Below are 26,580 nucleotides of genomic sequence, written 5' to 3' on the forward strand. Positions count from 1 at the left end.
CGCCGATAACATCTTTGTGCTATCGACATTTGGAAAATTATTTACCAGTAAACACAGGCTCACGCTTTTCAATGAATGCTTGAATTCCTTCTTTTGCATCCTCTGTCACGAATACTGTTCCAAAGGATTTCGCTTCTGCTTCAATGCCTTCATAGAACGATGCATGCTTTGCAAATTGCAATGTTTGAATAGCTGCCTTTAAAGCTATTGGGCTTTTCTTAGCAATATTCTTAGCAATCTTTAACGTTTCATCTAGTAGCGTTTCGTCTGTGAATGCACGGTTTGCTAAGCCCCATTGAACAGCTTCTGTACCTGAAATTGGCTCGCTTGTAAACATCATCTCCGCGGCCTTTGCTACCCCCACATAGCGTGGCAAGCGTTGAGTACCGCCAAATCCAGGAATAAGACCTAATTGTAATTCAGGTAAACCTAGCTTTGCAGATTCAGTGACGAATCGCATATGACAGCTCATTGCTAACTCAAGTCCGCCACCTAATGCTGCACCATGGATGGCCGCAATCACAGGCTTAGAGAATGATTCAACACGCTCAAATACTTGCTGTCCATTGCTAGCTAACTTCGTAAATTCTTCCCCAGATTCTACCCCAGTAAATTCTTTAATGTCTGCTCCCGCAGAGAAGAAACGGCCTTCACCATGAAGTACAAGGACTCTTACAGCATCATCGTGTTCTAAAGCATCTAGAACAGCGTTAACTTCTGCAATAATACCGCGAGATAAAGCGTTTGCTGGTGGACGTGCAATTGTAATCATTGCTACCCCATCTTCTACTTTCCAACTTAGAAATTCCATTTCTCCACATCCTTTTAAGCTTTAATGCCGTTCAGGATTAATGCCTGAACCTTTGGAACCTGTTCCATTAAATCATATCGATAGTCATTCATAACCCACGACGTAATAGTTTCATCAATTGTTCCAAAAACCATTTGTCGTGCCAAGCGTACATCCATCGTTTGATTGAACTCACCTGAAAGCATACCTTCGATTAAAATCTGATCGAGTAAGTGTAAATACTCACGTAGTACCGAATTAATTTTTAATCGTAAGTCTTTGTTTGATTGGCGTAGCTCTAATTGTGTGACGGTTGCTAGGTATCGATCTGTCGCTAGAACATTAAAATGATTTTCAATCATTCGTGAAAGTTTGTCTTTTGACGTACTTCCATTTTCTATTATATCTTGTAATGACTCTACAAAAACAGCCATTTTTTCATTAAAGACAGAAATTAATATATCTTCTTTATTTTTAAAATATAAATAGATTGTTCCATCGGCCACCCCTGCCTGTTTGGCGATTTTCGATACTTGCGCTTGGTGATACCCATTTTCCGCAATAACGATGACAGCTGCATCAATAATTTGCTTATATTTCGGCTTATCTCGTTTCACTTTTATATCACCACCTAAAAAACATGCGCACGTCTACATGATCCATATGACGTGTGAACCTAAAAAAATATGAAAATATGAATGGTCATTCATTCATATTTTCATATTATATTTTACAGCATTGCTTGTCAATACTTTCACACGTATTTATTTCGCTTCTTTATTCGCTAATTTTGTTTTTTCTTCTTCTACCAAAGTGCGACGCAAAATTTTCCCTACGGCTGTTTTTGGTAGCTCATCTCTAAATTCATAATAACGCGGAACCTTAAATGCCGCTAGATGTTGACGGCAATATTTATTTAATTCGTCCTCTGAAATCGAATATCCTTCTTTTAATACAATATAAGCTTTAACTGTTTCTCCTCGATATGGGTCAGGTATGCCAGCGACTACACATTCTTGAATTTCTTCGCGTTCGTACAACACTTCTTCCACTTCACGCGGGTAAATATTAAAGCCACCTGCTATAATCATATCTTTTTTACGGTCTACTACATAGAAAAAGCCCTGTTCATCCATATATCCAAGATCACCTGTTAAAAACCAGCCATCTACAAATGTTGCTGCAGTATCCTCTGGGCGGTTCCAGTAACCCTTCATCACTTGTGGTCCTTTAACAGCGATTTCACCTACTTCACCAACTGGTAGCACCTCTGTATCGCCTGTACGTAAGATGACAGCGTCTGTATTTGGCCATGGTAAACCAATTGAACCAATTACTCGCTTCCCCCAAATTGGCGTAGCATGTGTTACAGGTGACGTTTCTGTTAAACCATAGCCCTCTACCAGTTTGCCACCAGTTACAGCTTCAAACTTCTCTTGCACCTCAATAGGCAATGAAGCAGAACCACTTAAGCATGCTTTAATAGACGATAAATCATAATTTGCAATGTCTGGATGATTGAGTAAACCAATGTATAAGGTTGGGGCACCAGGGAACAGCGTTGGTTTTTGTTTATCGATTGTTTTTAATGCTGTTTCTGCATCAAATTTTGGTAGGAGCACCATTTTATTTTGAGTAAATACCGATAACAGCATAACAGTCGTCATCCCATAGACGTGGAAGAATGGTAGAATGCCCATAATGGTTTCTTCCCCATGCACACATTTATACATCCATGCATCACACATTGTCGTATTGGCAATTAAATTTTTATGTGTTAGCATGACTCCTTTTGGAAAACCTGTTGTTCCACCTGTATATTGAAGCAGTGCTAGATCTTCTTCAAAATTAAATGAAATATTCTCAATCACCTTAATTGGTGCAGAGCGCATTATTTCTGAAAACAAGTGATTTTGCCCACTATGCTCAACCTTGACACTAAATCCATACTGCCTTTTTTGAATAAAAGGATAAACTAAATTTTTTGGAAACGGTAAATAATCTTTAATAGCTGTCACAATAACATTTTCGAGAGCCGTCTCCTTCATAATTTTCATCACGCGTGGATATAAAATATCCATGACTAAAATAACCTTTGCCCCAGAATCAGCCATTTGATATTGAAGCTCACGTTCAGTATAAAGTGGATTTGTTTGAACGACAACAGCACCTGCATACATGGCACCATAGTAAGCGATTACACTTTGTGGCGAATTAGGAAGCATAATAGCCACTCGATCACCTTTTTCCACACCAAGTGCTTGTAAATAGTTTGCAAATCTTAAAGCAGACTCATATAGCTCAGTGTACGTCAAATCCTTCCCCATAAAATGAATCGCAATTTTAGATGGATTCTTTTTATAGGCACGTGTCAAAAACTCTTGCACTGGAATTTCCTCAAACGTTAAAGACGATGGTACTTCTTCAGGATAATTTGCTAGCCATGGTTTTGCTGTCATACGTCCTCTCCCCTTTGTCCCAAACTTTGTCAATTCTTATATTTATTATAATGAAAAAGAAATACAGTTTCAAACAGAAAATAGAAAATAAATGCATTTTCGATTAATTATTATGCAATTTACAACATTAATATGACTGATATTTATTGGTGTTTGTACGGATACACCTTATGAATACTCATTCATTCTTCATTATTTCTGCTAAAAAGCTACTCGCATATTCCTATATTATAAAAATAATCTTTTTCAATGTTCCGTTAGATGATTGAGAGAAAATTAATAGTTTTTAGTAGAAATTTATGTAGATTCATTCACAAAAAAACGCACCCTCCTAAGAGAATGCGTTGTTCTTTATACAGTCATCATATAGTAGACGCCCACTGCCAAAAATGCGATACAGACAATGATTAGTACCTTCGCTAATTTTTCCATGTCATGACACTCCTATGCAATACTTGCCCCAATAACAAACGATAGACCGACAGAAATGGTAAAGGAAATAAAACCTACTGAGCGATTATCATTGGCAATCTCTTGATCAACATTAAAACGAGGTGTCATAAATTCAAATAAGAAATACGCTACAATCAATAGTGTAAAGCCAAAAAGACCCCAGCCAATCATTTCACTCAATGTGCTATGGCGTGCAATGGAAAAGCGAAAGATATTGCAAATGCCAAGTATTTTACCACCAGTTGCAAGTGCCACAGCGACATTACCCTTTTTAATTTCTTCCCAATTCTTATATTTCGTAACGACTTCGAACAATGCCATCGAGACGACTAAACATAATACTACAACACTAAAATATCCTGCCGTTTCGATAATTGGATATCGCCAAAAGCCAGAATTCAGCATTTTTCTCCGTCCCCTTTTTAGCTTATTTCAATTCTACAACTGTGACGCCTAAGCCCCCCTCGCCGGCTTCACCAAAACGGAAGGATTTCACGCGTTTATGCTTTTTCAAATAGCTTTGAATACCTTGACGTAAAGCTCCTGTACCAACTCCATGAATAATAGAGACTCGACCATAATTAGCAAGCAACGCATCATCAATATACTTTTCCGTTCTCAAAATCGCGTCCTCATAGCGTTCACCACGTAAATCCAATTCTAATTTAACATGGCTATTTCGATTTTTCACACCAGCTGTTCGTAAAACAGGCTCTTTTTCAGGTTTAATATACTCCAAATCACTATCCGAGATTTTCATTTTTAAAATCCCCATTTGGACAACCCATTCGGTATCCGACACTTTTTCTAACAATGTACCTCGTTGTCCATAGCTTAACACCTTTACCTCGTCCCCGACAACTAAGTTTTGTGCACGGGCTTTAACTTGTGCAGCCTTTTTCAGCACTTTATTGTTATCAAGCGGTGTTGCTTCCTCCAAGCGTTTGCGGGCTTCAATCAATTCATGTTCCTTGACAACTTGGTCAGCATTTTTGCGCATTTCTCTCAGCTCAGCAATAATTGATTCTGCTTCTTTTTTCGCTTCATCAACAATTTTACGAGCTTTTTCCTTCGCTTTCTTATCTAGCGCCTCTTTACGCTCCTCATAGGCTTGTAATTTATCTTGAAGCTCTTTACGTAAAGTTTCAGATTCTACCAGCAATGCATGGGAACGCTCTGCATCATCTTCTGATTGGCGACGTGTTTCTTCTAATGAGGCAATCATCGATTCAACCTCATGTCGATCTGTCCCTGTAAAGCTCTTAGCTCGATCTATTATTGATTCTGGAAGACCAAGGCGACTGGATATTTCAAATGCATTAGAACGTCCAGGTACACCAATAAGTAGTCGATAGGTTGGGCTCAATGTTTCAATATCAAACTCTACACTAGCATTGGCAACACCTGGTCGATTATAGCCATATGCTTTTAGCTCTGGATAGTGGGTTGTTGCCATCACACGAGCTCCTCGTCCATGCACTTCATCTAAAATAGAGATAGCTAATGCTGCACCTTCCTGGGGATCAGTACCTGCTCCTAGCTCATCAAAAAGAACAAGTGATTCATGATCAAATTTCTTTAAAATATCTACAATATTGACCATATGAGAAGAGAACGTGGAAAGTGATTGCTCAATCGATTGCTCATCACCTATATCAGCAAACAGTTGCTTAAATACTGCAAGCTCCGACCCATCCAATGCTGGCACTGGTAATCCAGCCTGCGCCATTAATGTGCATAAGCCCACCGTTTTTAACGTCACCGTTTTACCGCCCGTATTAGGACCTGTAATAACAATGGCTGTAATCTCTTTGCCAAATTCGATATCATTTGGTACAGCCACATCGATTGGTAAAAGTGGATGGCGTGCACGCACTAATCGAATATAGCCATCCTGATTCATTTTAGGCATTGTACATTTATTGGCTTGTCCATATTTACCTTTTGCTAAAATGACATCGATATCACCTAAAACTTTCACTAGGTTAAATAAATCTGATGCTACTTCTTGTACCATTGCACTTAATGCTAGTAATATTCGCTCAATCTCTACCTGTTCCTTCATTTTTAAACGATGTATTTCATTATTCGCTTGTACGACAGAGTCAGGTTCAATAAATAATGTTTGACCGGAAGAAGATTGATCATGCACAATACCACCATAATGATGACGATATTCTTGTTTCACCGGAATAACAAAGCGATCATTACGAATGGTAACAAGTGTATCAGAAAGCATTTTCGCTGCATTACTTCCACGGATTAAACTTTCCAGCTTTGAACGGACTTTTCCTTCTTCAGCACGTAAAGATTGACGAATGGAGCGCAATGTTTGACTAGCTGAATCTACAACAGCCCCATTGTCATCAATACAATTGTTGATTTCATGCTGCAATCCTGTTAAGACAGGCATGGCTTCCTTCTTAGCGATGAAATGTGGAATCTCAATCACTTCATCAGCCTCTATATCTTCAATAAAATTACGTAAAATTCGACTTGCTCGAATCGTACTGGATATTTCCATTAGTTCTATTGCTGCAAGCATGCCTCCTATTTGTGCACGTCTTGCAGATGGGCGAACATCAAAAATCCCTCCCATTGGTACATTGCCCTTAACTCGTAAAATAGATAAACCTTCATCCATTTCTTCTAGTAATTGTACTACTTTATCAAAATCAGTTTGCGGCACAAGCTCCTCAATCGCAGATTTACCAATTGAAGAAGTACAGTATGAAGCCACTTGCTGACGTACTTTATCGTATTCTAGTGTTTTCAATGCGCGTTCTGCAATCACTGAGAACACCTCCTCAGTCTATTTATTTCGTCGTATGAACGCTTCAAACTGGTCACGCGTCCATGTATTCACAATCATATCTTTCGGTAGCCATGCTCTATTGGCATAGCGAACACCAATATCCATAAAACGTAAATGCGCAATATCATGGGCATCTGTATTAATGGCTATAGGAACACCTGCTGCTAAAGCCATTTCTAAATGTTCTACACATAAATCCAGACGGTACGGATTTGCATTTAACTCTAAAATTTTACCATATTCTTTCGCCCAAGCAATTAACTGTTTCATATCAGGATTATAACCATCACGATCTGCAATAATTCGACCAGTTGGGTGGGCAATCATATGGACATACGGATTTTGCATCGCTGTCAATAAACGTGCCATGATTTTATCCTGAGATTGAGTAAAACTAGAATGAATAGAGGCAATAACAAAATCCAGCTCTTTTAACACTTCATCATCGAAATCAAGGGATCCATCTGGCAATATATCCATCTCTGTCCCCTTAAACAAGTGAAAATCAGGATGGCACTCATTAAATGCCTCAATTTCGATACGTTGCTTCTCTAAGCGCTCTGGTGTTAAACCATTTGCTACTCTTAGAAATTGAGAATGATCTGTAATGACGCTATATTGATAGCCCCGTGCTCGTAGTGCCTCTCCCATTTCTGCCACAGAGTATGCACCATCAGACCATGTCGTATGCATGTGCAAGTCTGCTTGAATATCCTCTAGTCGAACTAATTGAGGAATCGTGTTGGGTTGATCAAATTCACCTTTTCCTGTACGAAGGCTCGGTGGAATCCAAGGTAGATCAAAATGGGCAAAAAATGCCTCTTCATCTTGAAACGTCAAGATAGTACCATCTTGCTGTTCAACCCCATATTCACTAATTTTTTCACCACGTGCTTTTGCAAGTTGGCGCATTCGCACATTATGATCCTTTGAACCTGTAAAATGATGCAGGGCAGTTGCATATTCATGATCCTTTACTAACCGGAAATCAACACTAACTGGCTCATCTAAATCTAAAATTACTGAAATTTTAGTATCGCCCGCTGCTACGACTTCCTGAATGGCCAATCCATTTAATAAATTGTCACGTACAGCCTCAACCACTTCTGTCACAACAATAAAATCAATATCTTTACTTGTTTCTAGTGCTCGACGGAAGCTTCCAGCAACTGAAAAACGTTCCACTTCCTTCATACTACCTAGAAGCGCCTCAATTTGTAAAACCACAGGCTCAAGATGCCATATTGGTAAGCGTTCAGAACGATTAGCAAAGTTGGCAAGTTCCTTTAAAATTTTCTCCTCGGTTTTTACAGCAAAGCCCGCTAATTCACGAACTTTTCCTTCTTCACACGCCTTTTTTAAGCTCTCTGCTGAATCAATACCAAGTTCTTGATGTAGTTTCGCAATCTTTTTGCCCCCTAAGCCAGGCAATTTTAACAATGGCAGTAACCCTTTTGGGACTACCACTTCTAGCTCTTTTAACAAACTTGATTCACCTGTTGCCATTAAGTCCTCAATAACAGCAGCCGTCCCCTTACCAATACCTTTAAGTTTTGTTACATCGTCCATTTCACTTAACGAACGCTCGTCCCCTTCAAGTGCTGTAGCTGCTTTTCGAAAGGCAGATACCTTGAATGGATTCTCTCCTTGTAATTCCATATATAAAGCAATTTTTTCGAGTGTACGAATAATTGTTTTTTTATTCATTGGTAATTCCTCCTATCGTAAAAACACTTCTCTCAAATCAGAGAGAAGTGCATAGTTTACTATTGCATATAAATATACCACCAGTTTTGGAACATCTTTGTAATAATCGGAGTATGCTCCAACATAAGACCACTTAACAATGATTTCGACATTAAATTTTGAATAACCTCAATCGGTAATAAGGCGCACACGTATAGCAAAATAAACATAATTAAATAGTTTTCAATCATGCCAAGTAACGCACCCAGCCAACGATTGACTGTATTGAGCACAGGTAAGTACGCAATAAAATCAAATATCGATGCCACAATTTGCAACGTAATTTTCACTGCAAAGAAAATAACAGCAAAGGCGATTACACGATAAAAGGTACGGTCTAAATCTAGGCTATCAATGACGACACTAAGGCTACCTGTATCAGTAACGCCTGGATATGGAACCCAAAATACAAATTTTTGTGCTAATGGCTTATAATAAATATACGCAACAATCAGTGCTACTACGAAACTGACAATGTGCATCATTTGTACAATGAAACCTCTTTTTGCACCGACGCCAATTCCAGCTAACAGTACCACTAATATGATTAAATCTAACATTCTCTTCAACCCTTTAATTTTTTCAATTCTTCTTCTAACTGCTCCATTCGTTCTTTTAATAGTAAATAATCATGTACTGTATTTACTGCTGTCAGAACAGCAAGTTTTGTGCTATCAAGTGAGGGATTATGTACGTTCATTTCGCGCATACGGTCATCAACAATCGAAGCAACAAGTCGCATATGGCCAATGGATTCAGAGCCGACCATTTTATACGTATGACCATATATTTCCACAGAAATTTTATTCTTTTCTTGTTTTTCCATAGTCGCACCCTCCTATAAATTGAATGCTCACGCGATTTTTTCGGTTTGCGAGCACCATCACACAAAAAAGCTATTTATTATCATACCATGAAAGGTATAAAATTGTGAACAATGAGGACAGAAAGGAACGATTAAATGTCAAATATTGTGCTATCCATTTCAACAAATATTCAAAAAGAGGTAATGGCTTACTATGCAACCTATTTTATTGAACGAAAAGCTCCAGGCGTTATTTTTGCTGCAAAACTACCAGATGCCACTATTACTATGTATAAATCTGGAAAATTAATGTTTCAAGGAGGAGGTGCTGAACGTGAAGCGGCTCGTTGGGGAACAGTTGAAAAAACAACTACTCAACATTCCTCGTCTATTGGGGCAAAGGGGGATATTCTACCAGACAAATTCGCGACAATGTCTGTCTTAGGCTCTGATGAAACAGGCACAGGTGATTATTTTGGTCCCATCACCGTAGCGGCCGTTTATGTACCTACATCCAAAATCGAACTTATCAACGAGCTTGGCGTAAAAGATTCAAAAATGCTAACGGATGATTATATGCGAAAAATCGCACCCGATTTACGTGCAGCCTGTGTCCATAGCGTTCTTGTATTACGAAACGAAAAATATAACAGTCTACAAGCAAAAGGCTATTCACAAGGGAAAATGAAAGCTATGATGCACAACAAGGCTCTACAAAATACACTCACAAAGATGGCACCCGAAAAACCAGAATTTATTTTAATTGACCAGTTTGCTGAACGCGGAGTTTATTACAATTACCTAAAAAATGAACGTGAACTGGTACAAGAAAATGTCCTCTTTTCTACAAAAGCGGAGCAACTACATGTAGCTGTAGCCACAGCATCTATTCTAGCCCGCGCTGCATTTTTAAAGGAAATGGATCGCTTGAGTGAAATAGCCGGTCTCCCATTAATGAAAGGAGCCTCCAGCAAAGTAGATGTGCAAGCAGCACGAATCTGGCGTAATCAAGGCGAGGATTTCCTACGCTCCATCACAAAATGGCATTTTGCCAATACAGAAAAAGCACGGAAAATGGTGTAACGGAAACATTTAATGCCTACAACTGTGGAATACTTTTAGAAATGCTTTGCGGGGAATTATAGGGTTATGTAAATGTTGATTTCTATTCCGGGAAAATGCTTTTCGTCATTTTAAACATGCTACTGGCTTAGGGTATTTTTTTTAGGGTTTCCTACCTGATTGGAGCGCTTTGGGACCCTCTTTGAGAGATTTTTTACATGGTTGGAGCGCTTTTGGCTCCTTTTTGAGCGGCTATTTTCTTGGTTGGAGCGCTTTGACCTCCTTTTTGAGCGGTTTCTACCTGGTTCGAGCGCTTTAGTCACTCCTTTGAGCGGTTTTTTACCTGATTGGAGCGCTTTGGCCTCCTTTTCGAGCGGCTTTCTGCCTGATTGGAGCGCTTTAGTCACTCCTTTGAACGGTTTTTTACCTGATTGGAGCGCTTTGGCCTCCTTTTCGAGCGGCTTTCTGCCTGATTGGAGCGCTTTGGGACCCTCTTTGAGCGGTTTTTTACAAACTGGAGCACTTTTGGCTCCTTTTTGAGCATTTTTTCCTGGTTCGAGCGCTTCCAACCCCTTGGAGCGACCTGATTGGAGCGCTTTTGGCCCTTCCTTAATCAATCTTCTACCATAAAGGAGCATTTTCGTCCCCTTAAAGAACCCCCTCAAGCACTAATTAAAGCAATTAATCATAGAAGAATTTGATATTCCCTTCGTTTCGATGCACTTTCTTTCCGATAGCAACTAGTCATTAACATCCTTTTTATTGTATGACGATTGTTTAATCGTAAAAAATGCTGTGCTTGACTGTTAGTAATGCCTTTATTTATTAGCATCCCATAATCTTGTAGAGCACATTTATGGGCTTTTTTATTGCTATAAAGGCAACTTGAGCAAATCCATTTCATCTTTAACCATTGCATCTGTCCAATCTGACATTCTGGACAGATCACCCCTGTTTGAATGGCGTCTATCTCTATGCCATAGTAACGACAAAGCGGGAACAATTCATATGGCTTATGGTGCTGCACAAGTAATGCACTAATAGACTGAGAATCTATGGTTTTTGTCTTCAAAGAACGCTGTTGTAAATAACCTGTTACCTCCCTAGCCATCAACACTGGAAATAAACTATCCTCATATTCGATACGAGCATTGTTAAAAGGAAAAACAATGATACCATGGACAGGTACTTCAATTTGATTTTGATTGAAAAATTCTTTTAAATTGTACATATATTCCTCAAGCTGTACTTCAGGATGGTGAAATACACGCCGTTCTCCTGTCTCAAGAGTACGAATCATTTGACGGGGACGATTTTTTAATTCCACTTCTCCTTTAATATTTTTACTTTCAATAATGATTACCTCATATTTGGTTATCACTAATATCTAGTTGCATCGGAAACGGCCGTTGAAGAGAAATATTATGTAAAACGTGAATACCCCTTACAAAAGATAATTTCTCCAGTTGTTTCATAATAAATTTTTCTCCATGCTCCCCTGCCTCAGCCTGTAGTAACTCTCTTGTTATTTGATCATATAGGGGATGCTTTGATGTAAGTCTTCGAGCTAAAGCCCGTAGACCTAATGTCATTTTTGCTTCTTCATATGGTTTGATAAACATAACATCACGCCCTTTTTACACGACTATAGCAAGGAAAAATGGTCACGCCTAGACAATTTGATAAACTATTTATTTGATCAACTCTGGGGCTCCAAATTTGATTTTTTATGAATTTATGTGAATATCCAACTGTTTCTATAGTATGTTTTTAAAACTCGATCATCTTTTACTTACTTTCAATCATGTTGTACCATCTTGCTTCTCACCTTGGAGCGGTTTCATCCTCTTTTGGATCACCTTCACTTCAATTTGGAGCGGTTGCTTCTCCTTTTGGATCACTTTCTCTTCGAATTGGAGCGGTTTCATCCTCTTTTGGATCACCTTCACTTCAATTTGGAGCGGTTGCTTCTCCTTTTGGATCACTTTCTCCTCGAATTGGAGCGGTTTCATCCTCTTTTGGATCACCTTCACTTCAATTCGGGGCGGTTGCTTCCCCTTTTGGATCACTTTCTCCTCGCCTTGGAGCGGTTTCATCCTCTTTTGGATCACCTTCACTTCAATTTGGAGCGGTTGCTTCTCCTTTTGGATCACTTTTTCCTCGAATTGGAGCGGTTTCACTCTCTTTTGGATCACCTTCTCTACAATATGGAGCGGTTGCTTCTCCTTTTGGATCACTTTCACTTGCCTTGGAGCGGTTTCATCCTCTTTTGGATCACCTTCTCTACAATTTGGAGCGGTTGCTTTTCCTTTTGGATCACTTTCTCCTCGAATTGGAGCGGTTTCATCCTCTTTTGGATCACTTTCACTTCAATTTGGAGCGGTTGCTTCTCCTTTTGGATCACCTTCCATCCCTTGAGCGAATCATTGCCTTCGACAGTATTAATGTAAATCGAGACTTTTACAATGACGTGTTTAAACCATTCTTCAAACAAAAAAGACTGCCTCGAAAGACAGTCTTTTGATAATAATTTTAGCGTACTTCTGTGCCTGGAATCGTCGCAATAGCTTTTAACACTTTGTTATGTGCAGCTACTACTTCTTCGTCTGTTAAAGTATGTTCTGGATCGAAGTATGTGAGTGAGAAGGCAACAGATTTTTTACCTGGCTCCATTTTCTCTCCTTCGTAAACGTCAAATACGCGGATGTCTTTTAGTAATTTCACGCCTGCTGCATCAATAGCATTGATTACTTCACCTGCTGTTGTGTCACGGTCCATAATAAGAGCGATATCACGTGACATAGCTGGGAAACGAGGCACTGGTGTGTAAGCAAGTGGTGCTTCTTGTGTCGTTGCATGTAAGAGAGCAACTAAGTTCATTTCCATGACATATGTGTCTTTTACACCCCATGCTTTTTGTTCTGCTGGGTGAAGTCCTCCAATAATGCCGACTTGTTCGCCATCTAATAAAATGCTAGCTGTACGTCCTGGGTGTAATCCATCGACTTGTGCCTTCACAAATGAAATGCGATTTTCTAAGCCTAGTTTTCCGATTACGCCCTCTACAATACCTTTCAGTACAAAGAAATCTACCGCTTTTTTCTCGCCTTGCCAAGCATGGTCTAGCCATTTACCAGTTAGTACGGCTGCCACATGCTCTTCCTCATACGGTTGCCCCTCATTTGATTGACCAAGGAACACTGAACCAATTTCATATAAGGCCACACCTTCAGCTTGACGCGCTACATTGTACGCAGCCGCTTCAATTAAGTGCGGAATAAGACTTTGACGTAATGTAGAACGCTCCTCACTCATTGGCATTAGTAAACGAGTTACTGGCTCGGCTTTCAAGGCAAAGCGTTGTGATAATGCATCAGATGTTAATGAATATGTTACAGCTTGATAAAGCCCTGCACCCTCCATGAAATGACGCACAACACGACGATTTGCTTGGTAAGATGTTAGATTGCCCACTTGTGTTGCACCCTCTGGTAACGTCATAGGGATTTCATCATACCCATAAAGACGGGCAATCTCTTCTACGATATCTTCTTCAATTTTAATGTCTTGGCGACGTGTTGGAGCATCAATAATTAATAAACCATTTGCTGCCTCTACACCAAATTTTAGACGCTCTAAAATTGAAAGCATATCTTCTAAAGATATCTTCATTCCTAAACGCTCATTAATAAAATCTGGGGAAACAACAACTCGTGCTGGTGCTTTTTCTAATTCATCTACTACACATGTACCCTCTAATACTTCACCACCTGCTAATTCAGCTAGTAAAGCGGCAGCACGTTCAGCAGCAGGTAAAACACGGTTCGGGTCTACCCCTTTTTCAAAACGTGCAGATGCATCTGAACGTAGGCCAAGGTGACGAGACGTTTGGCGCACTGTTAAACCATCGAAATAAGCTGATTCAATGACTACAGTCGTTGTAGAATCCGTTACCTCTGAATTGGCACCACCCATTACACCCGCAATTGCGACAGGCTCTTTACCGTTCGTAATGACTAAATCTGAAGCTTTTAATGTGCGTTCTTGATCATCTAATGTTGTAATTTTTTCACCTTCTGTTGCTTTACGAACGACGATTTCGCCAGTTGCAATGCTATCATAGTCAAAAGCATGCAGAGGTTGACCATATTCCATTAGTACATAGTTCGTTACATCTACGACATTATTGTGTGGGCGTACACCCGCAGCCATTAAGCGATTTTGTAGCCACATTGGTGATTCACCGATTTTTACGTTTTTCACTACTTTTGCTACATACATTGGGTTCGCTTGTAAATCTTCCACACGAAGCTTCAGGAAATCCTGTGCTTTTTCACTAGCTACTTGATACGCAATTTCTGGATATTTAATTTCCTCTGAAAGAATTGCGCCTACCTCATAAGCTACACCTAGCATAGAAAGAGCGTCTGAGCGATTCGGTGTTAGGCCTAACTCTAGTACTGTATCACGTAAGCCTAAAATTGCCAGTGCATCTGAACCTACTTCTGCATCCGCTGGCAGTACGTAGATCCCTTCTGAATAAGCCTTAGGGACAAGCTTCCCTTCGATCCCAAGCTCTTGTAATGAACAAATCATACCATTTGATTCATGGCCACGAAGTTTAGCTTTTTTAATTTTAATGCCACCTGGTAAATGTGCACCCGGGCGAGCAACAATTACTTTTTGACCAGCATCTACATTCGGAGCCCCGCAAATAATTTGTTGTGGCTCTTCTTCTCCTACATCTACTTGGCAAATATTTAATTTATCTGCTTCTGGATGTTTTTCTTTTGATACAACATAACCTACCACAATTTTATCCATAGCATTAGCTCGATCGATTACTGCGTCTACTTCGATACCAGAGCGTGTAATTTTTTCAGCTAATAGCTCAGGTGCCAAGTCCTGTGTACTAACATAATCTTTTAACCATTCTAATGATACTAACATGTTTTATCCCCCTTACGCTTCTGTTCGCTCGAATTGTGATAAGAAACGAGTGTCGCTTGTATAGAAATGACGAATATCATCGACACCATATTTCAACATCGCAATACGTTCGGCACCAATACCAAATGCAAAACCAGAAACTTTTTTCGGATCATAGCCAGCCATTTCTAAGACATTTGGATGAACCATACCTGCACCTAGAATCTCGATCCAGCCTGTGCTTTTACATACGTTACAACCTGCTCCACCACATTTGAAACAAGAAATATCCATTTCTACTGAAGGCTCAGTGAATGGGAAGAAGCTCGGACGAAGTCGAATTTCACGGTCTGCACCGAACATTTTTTTCGCTAATGTATCGAGTGTTCCTTTTAGATCACTCATACGAATATTTTCGCCAATGACTAAACCTTCAATTTGCATAAATTGATGGGAGTGTGTTGCATCATCATTATCCCGACGGAACACTTTACCAGGACAAATGATACGAATAGCTTCTCCTTTTTTAGCTTCCATTGTACGAGCTTGTACTGGGGAAGTATGTGTACGAAGTAATATTTCCTCGGAAATATAGAACGAATCTTGCATATCACGAGCAGGATGTCCTTTTGGTAAATTCAGTGCCTCAAAGTTATAGTAGTCCTTTTCTACTTCTGGACCCTCAGCAATTTCATAACCCATTCCGATAAATAAATCTTCAATTTCTTCAACGACACGTGTCAAAGGATGACGATTGCCAACTTTGATTTCACGACCAGGTAAAGTAACATCAATCGACTCACTTGCCAATTTTTCAGCAATAGCCGCTTCTTCAAGTACAGCAACTTTTGACTCCAATACTGCTGTCACATTTTCACGAACATTGTTCACTAAAGCGCCCATTTTTGGTCGCTCTTCAGCTGATAATTTCCCCATCCCTTTTAATAAATCAGTGATCGGTCCTTTTTTTCCTAGATATGCAACACGCACTTCATTCAATTCTTTTAAATTTGCAGCTGTTTCAATTTTAGCAAGTGCTTCTTGCTCTAATTGTTTTAATTGCTCTTCCATGATAAAACCTCCTTAGAAAATACATGCCTGTTTTTTGACATAAAAAAACTCGCCCCTAAAAAGGGACGAGGACATATTCGCGGTACCACCCTAGTTATTGCAAGGTCAACTATCCTTACAATCACTTCATTGACATAACGACTTGATAAAGCCGGCATACCTTTACAGCATCAAGCTGGTCCCGGTTGCTGCTCGCGGGCTGAATTCAAAACTGCATTGGTACGGCGTTGGCTCTCAATCTCTGGCCTTACGCTCCCTGTCGTCCATTCACAATCTTTACTACTTCCCGGTCAAAGCATTTACTATTTAAACTTAATTTTAGCTTAGATTATACATGAATAAACTGTAGCAAATCAAGAGACAACCGCCTGAATCTCGCAATTATCTTTAAATTACTTCACAAAGCCATATAAAACGATTCCCGTTGCTACTGCCACATTTAAAGATTCAGCCTGTCCAAAAATAGGAATAATCATATTTTGATCAGTCTTCGCCAGCAGTTGTGGCTGAATGCCGCTTCCTTCATTCCCCATAATAATCGCAAATGAACCCGTATGCTTGATATCACTATATGGTACTGCATCCTCATCCAAGGCAGTTCCAAATACAGGTACACTTTGCTCCTGTAGCAAATCGATCCATTCAGCCAATTCTCCACGTACTACTGGGATATGGAAATGAGAGCCTTGTGCGGCACGTAGTGTTTTAGGATTGTAAATATCGGCACAACCCTTTCCTAAAACAACAGCATCTAATCCTGCCGCATCTGCTGTACGGAGCATTGTACCGATATTACCAGGATCTTGGACAGCATCTATTAATAAGACTTTGCGCCAAGTTGCCATCACTTCATCCTCTAATACCGGCTGTTTGCACACAGCAAAAACACCTTGTGATGTTTCAGTTTCAGCAAATTCCTTCGCTACCACTGTCGTTACCTCTACAATAGCGACATCATCAATCGGCCATAACATCGGTAAATCAATACCTTCACGTACAATAATTTGCAATACTTGCTCTTTATTTTTTAATGCTTCTTCAACAAGATGAAAGCCCTCTACTATGAATTCACCTGATCGTTCACGTTCTTTTCTAGTTGTCGCTAGCTTCTTCCAATATTTCACTAACGCATTTTGCGTAGATTCGATTCTTTTCATCGCTACTTCTTACCGCCTTTTTCCTATATAGTGACCATTATTATACCTTAGAAAATGGCTAATTTCATAGCCATGTGAAAAAACTGTTATTTTTCCAATCTTCAAAAGACGCGCTTAGGCAACTGATAAGAAATAAACATGCTATACTTATACATATTTGAAAGTATTTGTTTAATTAAGGACGGGAGAATGTAAATGAAACAAACAATCCATGTAGTCGCTGCAATTATCGAAAATGAGCAACAAGAAATTTTCTGTGCTTTAAGAAATCCAACGATGGTACTTGCAAACTATTGGGAGTTCCCTGGTGGGAAAATAGAACAAGGCGAAACTCCTAAACAAGCACTTTATCGCGAAATCCTTGAGGAATTTAACTGTATGATTCGAGTAGGTGAACAGGTAGCCGAAACCTTTCATGAATACGATCAATTTTTCGTTCACTTAGAAACTTATAAAGCTTCTATCATACAAGGCGTACCAGAAATACTTGAACATGCTGAAGCAAGATGGGTAGCTCTTAATCAGTTGCTTGACCTGCCATTTGCACCAGCAGATCTTCCATCTATCGAAAAATTATTAGCTGAAAAGTAAAACTCATTCCTTTATTTCATGAAAATGAGTGACTTGATTGGTCCATAATGTTTTGACCATATAATGCTTCGTTTGCTTTTTTCAATGTCACTTCTGTGATTCTTCATTTCAATGCCTAAACCAAAGATAATACACTCTGTTCAATATAGCTGGTAAAATCATAACTAATTCTTCACCACCGTAGCGAGCGACGATATCTTCTACAAAAGCTTGGTCTATTAACAGCTGCGCCAATTAAGAGTTATAACATCACATGTTTTGATCACAGACAAATCCATGTACAAAAATAATGGATTGATCCTCTTGACCGATTTTTTTCACCTTATTACGAACAACTATTAGTATTCTAATGACTAATCATGCAATCAAAAAGAGCAGCAATGCCTCTGCACCCTGCTCTACTAAATGTCTATAACCATTTTCTAATAGGTGGAATACTCTGTGGAAATTGAAATACATTTAACGGATCATATTTTGTTTTCACTTCTCGAAGCCTTCTAAAATTATGACCATAATAGGCTGTTGGCCAGTCCGGAATCAATAGATCTGGAAAATTAACATAATCACCAGCTGTATAAGGTGATAAAGCTCGCCGTAAGTTTTCTACCCATTTGATATTTGGTTCTTCTTCATTTGGATTTTCCCAGGAAGTATTATATTCTTGAGCAATTAATGCATCTCGATAGTAATATGCCGTGCGATTTGGTGCAATTTCACTGATTGCACCTCCTAAAGCTTGTTGCCAAATCGTTGTATTTAGATTGGGAGCATTGACTAAATAATCTTTCATTGTTTGAATCGCCTTATATGGAAAGGGTCTTTTAATAAATGATCCTGACCGTTTTCGAAGTGCTGGGAGATTGCCACTTGGTACATCAAAAAATTCTACTGCTTGGATATAAGGCACTTCCTTTATCCATATGCTTGTTGGCGAACCTGTTTTTCTTAGGGGGCGAAGTAATTTCTTTAATTCAGCTGCCGTTCCAATAAACTCCCCTTGTGCGACAATTTCTCCAATTTCCCTTGTCTTTAACTCAATTTGAGAGGTTAGACGTTTATCGGTATAGGGAGCCCATTTCTGCCATGCATCAAAAGCTACTTCAAAATCATCCCATCCCCAGGTAATAGAGAAGAGTGATACATCATGGATAGCATGTAACTTAAATGTCAATGCGGTTACAATGCCAAAGTTTCCACCCCCGCCACCACAACTTGCCCAAAAGAGCTCATTATTTTTTTGCTTATTTGCTTTGATTACCCGAACCCCCTCCTGTCCATCAGCGACCACCAATTCTATTTCTATGAGACTATCACAAGTTAAACCAAATGGACGTGATAGCATCCCAATTCCCCCGCCAAGGGATAAGCCGACCACCCCCACACTGCTTTCTGTGCCACCAGGAATGGTTACACCGTGTTCCCATAATGCACGATATACTTTACCCATATTGGCTCCAGCATCGATTTTAGCTGTCATTTCTGACCGATCAATTAAAATAGAATTCATGTCGCTTACGTCAATGACAAGACCTTTATTTAATAATGAAAAATTTTCATAGCTATGCCGTCCACTTCTAATTCGAAAAGGCTCATTGTTTTCTCTAGCCCACTTCAATGCATTGACCACGTCTTTCGTTTCTTGACAAAACACAATGACACTCGGATATTTAGGGTTATTTAGATTATTGTTCGTCCTCGCTTTTTCATAATCAGAATCTTCAGGAGTAACGATTCTACCCGTGAGCTTTACCTTTTTCAACATCAAACCCCTTTCTCACAATGATACTTATCCTATGCAACTAATTTAGAAAGAATTTGCTTTTATACTAGACTCAACCTAACATTCTCTTTTTCATAATTGAAACATATGATGCACTAATATCATCGTGTTGGAGGTGTTCTATGCTTATTCATGTAGTGAGTGCTGGTGAAACACTGTGGCAAATTGCTAATCGTTATACTGTACCTGTTCAAACGCTCAGTCAATTAAATGCATTGACTACACCCGATCAATTAGCTATCGGACAATCACTGGTTATTCCTTCTCCTTATATAATTTATACCGTTCGAAGTGGAGATACGTTATGGTCAATCGCACATCAATTTAGCGTTCCTGTACAATCCATCGTGACAGCAAATCATCTAACAAATCCTGATAGGATAACACCTGGAACAAAATTATTGATTCCACCAATTATTCATAGCGTGCAGCCAGGAGAAACATTATGGCAAATAGCTCAGCGATACGGAACAACGATTCAAGCCATTGCGGCGGAAAATAATATTACTAATCCTAATATGCTTTACATTGGTACTCATTTAATTATTCCAAGGAAGTTACCACTGATTGAAGTCAACGCTTATTCCTACCAACCTTCAGAAGAAGCAATTGACTCCATTAATGCAATTGGTCATTTACTAACTTATTTTAGTCCCTTTGCTTATATGATGAAGGAAGATGGTACGTTACAACCAATAAATGATGAAAAAATGATTATCGCTGCAAAAGCTAACAACATCATCCCTATGTTAACGCTCACTAATTTTACTTCTACAGAAGAGGGCTCAAATTTAGCACATGTCGTCTTATCCAATGCAGATCTGCAAAAAAAGGTGATGAATAATGTTTTACAAGTGATGCAAAATAAAGGTTATAAAGTCTTGAATATTGACTTTGAAAATGTTTTGCCAGCAGATCGTGAAAATTATAATGCATTCATTCAACTAGCAGCTGATACACTTCATCCAAAGGGTTATCTTGTGTCCACGGCTCTCGCACCCAAAACGAGTGCTACACAGGCTGGAACGTTATATGAAGCTCAGGATTACAAGGCACACGGTAGAATAGCAGATTTCGTAGTATTAATGACATATGAATGGGGATACCGCTTTGGCCCTCCTCAAGCCATTTCTCCTATTAATGAAATGCGAAGAGTGGTGGAATATGCTTTAACGGAAATGCCTGCTGATAAAATTTTATTGGGCTTTGAACTGTATGCAAGAGACTGGCTTTTACCACATGTCAAAGGGCAAGAAGCCGAAACATTCAGTCCACAGGAAGCATTGGATAGGGCCATCAAGTATGGGGCAACGATTCAATTTGATCCGATAGCACAATCTCCTTTTTATCGATATGTTGATGAGCAAGGAAGAAATCATGAGGTATGGTTTGAAGATGCAAGGAGTGCACAGGCTAAATTTGACATGGTTAAACAATATAATCTTCGTGGTATCAGTTATTGGGCATTAGGATTCCCATTCCCTCAAAATTGGGCTTTGTTGGATAATAATTTTTCCATCAAAAAATCTTAGTTCTACTTATTGTTCTCATAAAACAAAAATTGATGCGACTTTTCCACATGTGAATTAGCGTTTTACTCATTTTAATTACGGGATAAAAAATTCAGTTCAAAGCCATATTAAAAGATATCAACATGAAAGGAGCAACTCACATGGGAAGAGATAATAAACAAGGTCAAAGTAATAATAAAGGTTCATTACCTCAAACACCAAAAAACCAAAAGATAGCACCAAACAAGGTTAGTGAGGAATTTTCTCAAGAGTTCATGGAGCTGATTAACTCAGTTGCGCAAAATAAAAATAAGAAGAAAAAATAAGGGGGGCTTCCGTTGGATTATCAGCGTGCACAAGAAATTGTCGCCTCACCGCTAGAATATGAAGTGAGCTATAATGGCGTTTCCATCTGGATCGATAAACTCCATGACGATGAGAGAACAGCGACAGTTCACCTCCGCCGTTCATTAGAAGAGCGATCAGAAGTGGATATATCAGAATTAAAGGAAGAATATCTTGTTCACTAAAGATCAAAAACCTGCTTATTATTGGAAATAAGCAGGTCCTTTTTTATTTTAAATCATATAGTCCTCATTATATTGTAGCGGTGTTAAAACGTTTTCCACATGACGGTGTAGCTCGCTAAAGGTTTCTGAAATTTGCTGTGGAGAGATTGGCTTACTAAATAAGTAGCCTTGGATATAATCACAGCCACCTTCTATTAGAAAAGATAGTTGCTCCACTTCTTCAATGCCCTCCGCAACAACCTTCAAGCGTAAATGTTTAGCCATTGAAATAATCATGGATACAAGCGCTTCATCATTCGGATTATTTGGAACATTTCTTACAAAGGTGCGGTCGATTTTTAGACAATCAATTGGAAAATCCTTTAAATACGATAAGGATGAATAGCCTGTTCCAAAATCATCGACGGCAATTTGAATGCCAAGTGCCTTTAACTCATGTAAAAGCTGTGTCATTTGATCGATATTCATCGTCATACTTTCAGTAATTTCTAATTGAAGAAATTTAGGTTCTAAATTTGTACGTTGCAATATATGTTCTACCATTTCTACTAAATCTTGCTGGAACAATTGTCCAAGGGATAAATTCACTGCTACTTTCATCTGTGGTAGCCCTTGTCTCTCCCATGTTTTCGCTTGCATACAAGCAGTTTCTAAAATCCATTTACCTAATGGAATAATTAGGCCACATTCCTCAGCAATCGGAATAAATACATCAGGTGGAATAAAGCCACGAGTTGGATGACGCCAGCGAACTAATGCTTCAACAGATTCAATGGTCCCGGTTTTTAAATTAACCTGTGGTTGATAATCTAAATAAAATTCCTGATTTTCTAATGCATTATGTAAGTCCTGCTCTAACAGAATTCGATCTCCGATGCCCTTTGACATATACGGTTTATAAAAAAGAAACCTTTGAGGTATTTGTTTAGCCTCACGCATTGCTAGCTGTGCATGCATCAGTAGCTCTTCGCTCGTCCATTGATCCTCATAAAGAGCAATCCCCATATTTAGATTGCCATTTAACGAAAATAATTGTACCTGCAATGGATCTTTCATGGCACTTTTGAGATTTAAGCAAAATTGTAATAATTCTTCAATTGTTTTTACATGGTTAATATAAATAACAAATTGTCCCTCTTGTAATTTAGTAGCAAAATAATGGGGAGGTACAATTGTTTGTATACGCTTGGCGACAAGCTTCATCATTTTATTAGAATTGCTTATCCCTATCGATGAACGAATAGCTGCAAAACGGTCAATTTCTATGGCTATGATTGCTTTTTGCGTTTTATTATTATCGTGTAATTTGTCTTTTAATGTTTTTAGTAATAAATGTTCATTTGGCAACAGTGTAATATCATCATGATAAGCTTGAAACCGAAGTTCTTGTTGGGATTGTTCAAGATCCTTTTTTATTTTTAACAGTTGTTGAAACGGCTTTTCAACAGATGTATAAAAAATGGCTTTTAAGAAAAAGTAAAAAGCCAAAAATAGATAGATCAATGCAGAGAAATCCCAAATAGCATTTTGATCTTGACTAATTATAAAAAAGGCATCGCTAATTATTAAGGAGATAGCTGCACTAATCAGCAACATGGATTGCTTCGGTATTTTTTTTATGTACCTACTAATAATAACGATAGTTAAAATTTGAAAAATAATGGCCAATAAGTGTACGATATTATCGATAAGATCCAGCAACTGACCTGTCATGATGTCGGCCGTCATATACACCAGAAAAATACTTCCTATTACGAAAAGCAATGAACTTGCATATGAAAACTTTCGATAGTTGAGGGTCATTTGTTTTCGAGGATGTAAAATAAGAAATAAAAACCCAAATGAAAGGAACAAACGCAAGATTATATGTAAGGATTGATTTTGACTTGAAAACAAGCCTGCTAATTCTAGTAATGAAACAACAAAAAACATATTACCTATGTATAACGTTTGATTTGATAATAAATGTGAAAATACTAAATAGGATTGGATGGCAATCGCCATTGTAAATGCAATAATTAATACTCGTATCACTAATTCTAAATTACTGTAGATGTCTCCTTGAAAAACATCGTATAGCTGATGACTGAAGCTTAATAATGGTATGACAAGTATTAGTGGCAATACTATAAACCAAACCTCTTTTTTCTCTACCCGATTAAACCATTTCTCCAATACAAACCCTCCATACCACTCTATAAACATTCACTAGGAAAATTTATCTATCTATATTGAATAATAAATTTAGACTTGTATATTTCTTTGACTTCTTACAAATCATAACACTTTTATCGGAATTTGTATGCACTTTAACAAAGTATGCTAATATTCATTTTATTTCAATATTAGCATACTTTTGATATTTTAGTGCTTTACTCTACTTGAAAAATTGGTTCTCTTAGCCTTTGGATGACTCTCATTCGTCTTTTTTTACTGACAGCGTTAGATAAACCTAGGATGTCAGCAATCTCTCGATCATTATAACCAGCTACATAATAAAGAACGATTATATGTCTTTCTCCCTGCTCTAATTGGGTAAAAATACATTCAAGGTAGTCGGAACTTTTTTGACTCTCCCCTCTCTCACGTTCACTAAGCATATAATGGAGTGTTTCATCCTCAACAACTGTTATTCGCTCTAAATAATTTTTTTCCTTAGATAATTCATTTAAAATCTCTCCTTTTATCGAAGAATATATATAAGCTGAAAATTGTCCTTTTGCTGGTTGTGCTTTTAGCCATGCTTTCCATACAGCAATAGAAGCAATTTGACGATAATAATCAAAATCCTTATAAATTTGAAGCTTAGTTATTATCGATGTAATCATTGGTTGCACAGCTTCTAATACTTCTTCGAACGTCTGAGTAGACGACAGTTTTTTGCTCTCAATGGTCATTTTCTTCTTTCCAATCGACTATGCACAGTCCTAATTCCTAGGTAATCCTATCTTAGTGCTGCTGATAATAGAAGGCGAATGGTCTTTTTCGTCATTACATAACTTAGAATGGCTCAAATTCTTTACATATTTATACATAATTACAGTATGTTATTGTAAAAATCTTATATTTTCTGTGGGATTTCATACATATTTAAACGAAGGTTGGACAAATTACTACTAAGGAGGCGAAATAGATGAATTTTCAAATAAGAGATGCCATTACAGCGAATGTCCATGGTCAATCTGCAGCTGAATTTAAAGATATTGTCGAAGATGCAATTAGCCGTGGAGAAGAGCATTTACTCCCAGGACTTGGGGTGTTTTTTGAAAAATGGTGGAAACAATCAAGTACATCTGAACAAGATTCATTCGTTCAAAAACTAGAAAAAGCATTTGCTAACTGATTTTTTATGAAGAGTGCATTCCAATTCCAATAAATGCATGATAAAGTTTTAGTTATCAGAAAATTTGGAGGGATTGGAATGACTATTGCTGTAGAATTAATTGTCAATCAACTCAAACAGGTCTTAGTAGAAGATCAAGTGTCAACCAACGAAACGGTACGACAGCTACATGGGAAGGATGAATCTCATCATGCGATGAGCCTACCTGATATCGTTGTTTTTCCCCGCTCCACAGCAGATGTCAGTGCCATCCTAAAAATTGCGCATGCACAATTTGTTCCTGTTGTACCATTCGGTGTTGGCTCTAGCTTGGAAGGCAATGCCATTCCCATTTCACATGGTATTTCTATTGATTTCTCTGAAATGAATGCTATTTTAGAAGTTCGACCAGATGACCTTCTTGTAAAAGTACAGCCTGGTATCACACGCTCCCAATTAAATAAGGAGTTAAAAAAACATGGTCTTCAATTCACAGTAGATCCAGGTGCAGATGCCACACTGGGTGGTATGGCAGCAACTAATGCTAGTGGTACTACTGCTGTGCGCTACGGTGTCATGCGTGACCAAGTTCGTGATTTAGAAGTTGTACTTGCAGATGGCTCTGTTATCCATACTGGCAATTTGGCGGCAAAGTCCTCTTCTGGTTATCATCTAAACGGTTTATTTTTTGGCTCAGAAGGGACACTTGGCTGCTTTACTGAGTTAACTTTGAAAGTCTATGGTATACCGGAATTTGTAACTGCAGGGCGTGCGGTTTTTGACACAGTAGGAGATGCTGTCAGTGCCGTCACTGCTTTATTGCAGGCAGGTATTGCAATTGGACGAGTGGAATTGGTCGATGAAGCCTCTATTACACAAGCCAACATCTATAATGATACTTCCTTCAACGAAAAACCAACTTTATTTTTAGAATTTCACGGTAATGAAGCAGGTATGCATGCAGATATAGCATTTGCCACTGAAATTTTTGAGGACTTTCATTGTCTATCCGTTGAATTTGAACAAGATACTGCTGCTCGTAATAAACTTTGGGAGGCCCGTCATTCGTTAGCGTATGCGTATATTCATGCATACCCCGGGAAGAAGCTTATGTCAACGGATGTCTGTGTACCGATCTCTATGCTTGCAGAAACCATTTTATATGCACGTGAACAGCTTGATCATGTTGGACTTGCCGGTGGGATTGTAGGCCATGTAGGTGACGGTAATTTCCATGCTCTCTTAATGTTAAACCCAAATGACAAAGAGGAGCAGGCAAAAGCAGACCGCTTCAATGAACAGATCGTTCAATATGCTTTACTTCGAGGCGGTACATGCACAGGTGAACATGGCGTTGGCATTGGCAAAATGAAATATCAAGCCACTGAGCATGGTACCTCTTTAGCAGTCATGAAGAGTATAAAAGCAGCACTCGATCCACATAACATTATGAATCCAGGAAAGATTTTCAACCTATAACTAGCAATAACCCGCTGATTGTCGAATCATCAGCGGGTTGATTGTTTATTCATAGCAAAACGTCAATCTGATCTTTGTTC

26 protein-coding genes and 1 pseudogene are annotated in these 26,580 nt (G+C 38.6%); 7 read left to right on the top strand and 20 right to left on the bottom strand.

Translation table 11 applies throughout. The features are described from left to right. Window positions 1-37 precede the first annotated feature (37 nt). The 8 genes from MKY49_RS16170 to zapA all read right to left on the bottom strand — a co-directional run bounded on the left by MKY49_RS16170 (window position 38) and on the right by zapA (window position 9,089). Window positions 38-811, bottom strand: coding sequence for an enoyl-CoA hydratase (locus MKY49_RS16170; protein ID WP_341386668.1), 774 nt, complete (start codon window positions 809-811; stop codon window positions 38-40). Window positions 812-825: 14 nt separating this feature from the next. Next, window positions 826-1,407 (bottom strand): TetR/AcrR family transcriptional regulator, encoded by a 582-nt coding sequence (locus MKY49_RS16175; RefSeq protein ID WP_274794024.1) that lies wholly within the window; start codon window positions 1,405-1,407, stop codon window positions 826-828. A 147-nt stretch (window positions 1,408-1,554) separates the two neighbouring features. Beyond that, window positions 1,555-3,249 carry an AMP-binding protein gene (locus MKY49_RS16180; protein WP_274794025.1) on the bottom strand — a complete coding sequence of 565 codons (1,695 nt, stop codon included), beginning with the start codon at window positions 3,247-3,249 and terminating at the stop codon, window positions 1,555-1,557. A gap of 444 nt (window positions 3,250-3,693) precedes the next feature. Beyond that, window positions 3,694-4,107: a DUF350 domain-containing protein gene (locus MKY49_RS16185; RefSeq protein WP_008179180.1), complete on the bottom strand. Its 414-nt coding sequence runs from the start codon at window positions 4,105-4,107 to the stop codon at window positions 3,694-3,696. A 22-nt stretch (window positions 4,108-4,129) separates the two neighbouring features. After that, on the bottom strand, window positions 4,130-6,496 hold the full coding sequence (locus MKY49_RS16190) for an endonuclease MutS2 (protein ID WP_312507432.1): 2,367 nt from the start codon (window positions 6,494-6,496) through the stop codon (window positions 4,130-4,132). Window positions 6,497-6,514: 18 nt separating this feature from the next. Continuing rightward, window positions 6,515-8,224 (bottom strand): DNA polymerase/3'-5' exonuclease PolX, encoded by a 1,710-nt coding sequence (polX, locus tag MKY49_RS16195; RefSeq protein ID WP_341386670.1) that lies wholly within the window; start codon window positions 8,222-8,224, stop codon window positions 6,515-6,517. Between the two features lie 59 nt (window positions 8,225-8,283). Further along, window positions 8,284-8,823: a CvpA family protein gene (locus tag MKY49_RS16200; protein ID WP_274794029.1), complete on the bottom strand. Its 540-nt coding sequence runs from the start codon at window positions 8,821-8,823 to the stop codon at window positions 8,284-8,286. Window positions 8,824-8,828: 5 nt separating this feature from the next. Next, window positions 8,829-9,089 (bottom strand): cell division protein ZapA, encoded by a 261-nt coding sequence (zapA, locus tag MKY49_RS16205; protein WP_016991554.1) that lies wholly within the window; start codon window positions 9,087-9,089, stop codon window positions 8,829-8,831. A gap of 135 nt (window positions 9,090-9,224) precedes the next feature. Here zapA and rnhC point away from each other — a divergent pair, with 135 nt between their 5' ends. Further along, window positions 9,225-10,151 carry a ribonuclease HIII gene (gene rnhC, locus MKY49_RS16210; protein ID WP_274794030.1) on the top strand — a complete coding sequence of 309 codons (927 nt, stop codon included), beginning with the start codon at window positions 9,225-9,227 and terminating at the stop codon, window positions 10,149-10,151. A 119-nt stretch (window positions 10,152-10,270) separates the two neighbouring features. Here the strand turns inward: rnhC and MKY49_RS16215 are convergent, their stop codons facing one another. The 8 genes from MKY49_RS16215 to MKY49_RS16250 all read right to left on the bottom strand — a co-directional run bounded on the left by MKY49_RS16215 (window position 10,271) and on the right by MKY49_RS16250 (window position 17,287). Next, a complete protein-coding gene (locus MKY49_RS16215) occupies window positions 10,271-10,768 on the bottom strand; it encodes a hypothetical protein (protein WP_341386672.1) in 498 nt (165 codons plus the stop codon). 47 nt (window positions 10,769-10,815) lie between these two features. Further along, window positions 10,816-11,457 carry a hypothetical protein gene (locus MKY49_RS16220; protein WP_341386673.1) on the bottom strand — a complete coding sequence of 214 codons (642 nt, stop codon included), beginning with the start codon at window positions 11,455-11,457 and terminating at the stop codon, window positions 10,816-10,818. A 37-nt stretch (window positions 11,458-11,494) separates the two neighbouring features. Beyond that, window positions 11,495-11,752, bottom strand: a complete 258-nt coding sequence (locus MKY49_RS16225; RefSeq protein ID WP_341386674.1) for a hypothetical protein — start codon at window positions 11,750-11,752, stop codon at window positions 11,495-11,497. Between the two features lie 180 nt (window positions 11,753-11,932). Then, window positions 11,933-12,367 carry a hypothetical protein gene (locus MKY49_RS16230; protein ID WP_341386675.1) on the bottom strand — a complete coding sequence of 145 codons (435 nt, stop codon included), beginning with the start codon at window positions 12,365-12,367 and terminating at the stop codon, window positions 11,933-11,935. Window positions 12,368-12,369: 2 nt separating this feature from the next. Next, window positions 12,370-12,624, bottom strand: a complete 255-nt coding sequence (locus MKY49_RS16235) for a hypothetical protein (protein ID WP_341386676.1) — start codon at window positions 12,622-12,624, stop codon at window positions 12,370-12,372. A gap of 38 nt (window positions 12,625-12,662) precedes the next feature. Beyond that, window positions 12,663-15,080 (bottom strand): phenylalanine--tRNA ligase subunit beta, encoded by a 2,418-nt coding sequence (pheT, locus tag MKY49_RS16240; protein WP_341386677.1) that lies wholly within the window; start codon window positions 15,078-15,080, stop codon window positions 12,663-12,665. Between the two features lie 12 nt (window positions 15,081-15,092). Next, complete coding sequence (gene pheS, locus MKY49_RS16245; protein WP_274794035.1) at window positions 15,093-16,130, bottom strand: phenylalanine--tRNA ligase subunit alpha; 1,038 nt, start codon at window positions 16,128-16,130, stop codon at window positions 15,093-15,095. Window positions 16,131-16,522: 392 nt separating this feature from the next. Next, window positions 16,523-17,287, bottom strand: a complete 765-nt coding sequence (locus tag MKY49_RS16250) for a TrmH family RNA methyltransferase (RefSeq protein ID WP_341386678.1) — start codon at window positions 17,285-17,287, stop codon at window positions 16,523-16,525. A 195-nt stretch (window positions 17,288-17,482) separates the two neighbouring features. On the opposite strand from MKY49_RS16250, the gene MKY49_RS16255 reads away from it, so the two are divergent. Continuing rightward, complete coding sequence (locus tag MKY49_RS16255; protein WP_341386679.1) at window positions 17,483-17,878, top strand: (deoxy)nucleoside triphosphate pyrophosphohydrolase; 396 nt, start codon at window positions 17,483-17,485, stop codon at window positions 17,876-17,878. Between the two features lie 262 nt (window positions 17,879-18,140). Here MKY49_RS16255 and MKY49_RS23050 read toward each other — a convergent pair. Continuing rightward, window positions 18,141-18,197, bottom strand: a pseudogene (locus MKY49_RS23050) (hypothetical protein); the annotation flags it as partial. Between the two features lie 90 nt (window positions 18,198-18,287). Continuing rightward, a complete protein-coding gene (locus MKY49_RS16260; RefSeq protein WP_341386680.1) occupies window positions 18,288-19,637 on the bottom strand; it encodes an FAD-binding oxidoreductase in 1,350 nt (449 codons plus the stop codon). Window positions 19,638-19,780: 143 nt separating this feature from the next. Between MKY49_RS16260 and MKY49_RS16265 the strand changes: the two genes are divergently transcribed. The 3 genes from MKY49_RS16265 to MKY49_RS16275 all read left to right on the top strand — a co-directional run bounded on the left by MKY49_RS16265 (window position 19,781) and on the right by MKY49_RS16275 (window position 21,699). Continuing rightward, a complete protein-coding gene (locus MKY49_RS16265) occupies window positions 19,781-21,190 on the top strand; it encodes a LysM peptidoglycan-binding domain-containing protein (protein WP_341386682.1) in 1,410 nt (469 codons plus the stop codon). A gap of 140 nt (window positions 21,191-21,330) precedes the next feature. Further along, window positions 21,331-21,495, top strand: coding sequence for a YfhD family protein (locus MKY49_RS16270; RefSeq protein ID WP_274794040.1), 165 nt, complete (start codon window positions 21,331-21,333; stop codon window positions 21,493-21,495). Window positions 21,496-21,507: 12 nt separating this feature from the next. Next, on the top strand, window positions 21,508-21,699 hold the full coding sequence (locus tag MKY49_RS16275) for an H-type small acid-soluble spore protein (protein WP_274794041.1): 192 nt from the start codon (window positions 21,508-21,510) through the stop codon (window positions 21,697-21,699). 48 nt (window positions 21,700-21,747) lie between these two features. Here the strand turns inward: MKY49_RS16275 and MKY49_RS16280 are convergent, their stop codons facing one another. Continuing rightward, entirely contained in the window at window positions 21,748-23,874 is a 2,127-nt protein-coding gene (locus MKY49_RS16280) for a putative bifunctional diguanylate cyclase/phosphodiesterase (RefSeq protein WP_341386683.1), read from the bottom strand. A gap of 197 nt (window positions 23,875-24,071) precedes the next feature. Further along, entirely contained in the window at window positions 24,072-24,596 is a 525-nt protein-coding gene (locus MKY49_RS16285) for a sigma-70 family RNA polymerase sigma factor (protein ID WP_274794044.1), read from the bottom strand. Between the two features lie 236 nt (window positions 24,597-24,832). Here MKY49_RS16285 and sspI point away from each other — a divergent pair, with 236 nt between their 5' ends. After that, window positions 24,833-25,042 carry a small acid-soluble spore protein SspI gene (gene sspI / locus MKY49_RS16290; protein ID WP_341386684.1) on the top strand — a complete coding sequence of 70 codons (210 nt, stop codon included), beginning with the start codon at window positions 24,833-24,835 and terminating at the stop codon, window positions 25,040-25,042. 78 nt (window positions 25,043-25,120) lie between these two features. Next, window positions 25,121-26,500 carry an FAD-binding oxidoreductase gene (locus MKY49_RS16295; protein ID WP_341386685.1) on the top strand — a complete coding sequence of 460 codons (1,380 nt, stop codon included), beginning with the start codon at window positions 25,121-25,123 and terminating at the stop codon, window positions 26,498-26,500. Window positions 26,501-26,580 lie beyond the last annotated feature (80 nt).

The sequence above is a fragment of the Lysinibacillus sp. FSL M8-0134 genome, from assembly GCF_038069745.1.
Classification (GTDB): domain Bacteria; phylum Bacillota; class Bacilli; order Bacillales_A; family Planococcaceae; genus Lysinibacillus; species Lysinibacillus irui.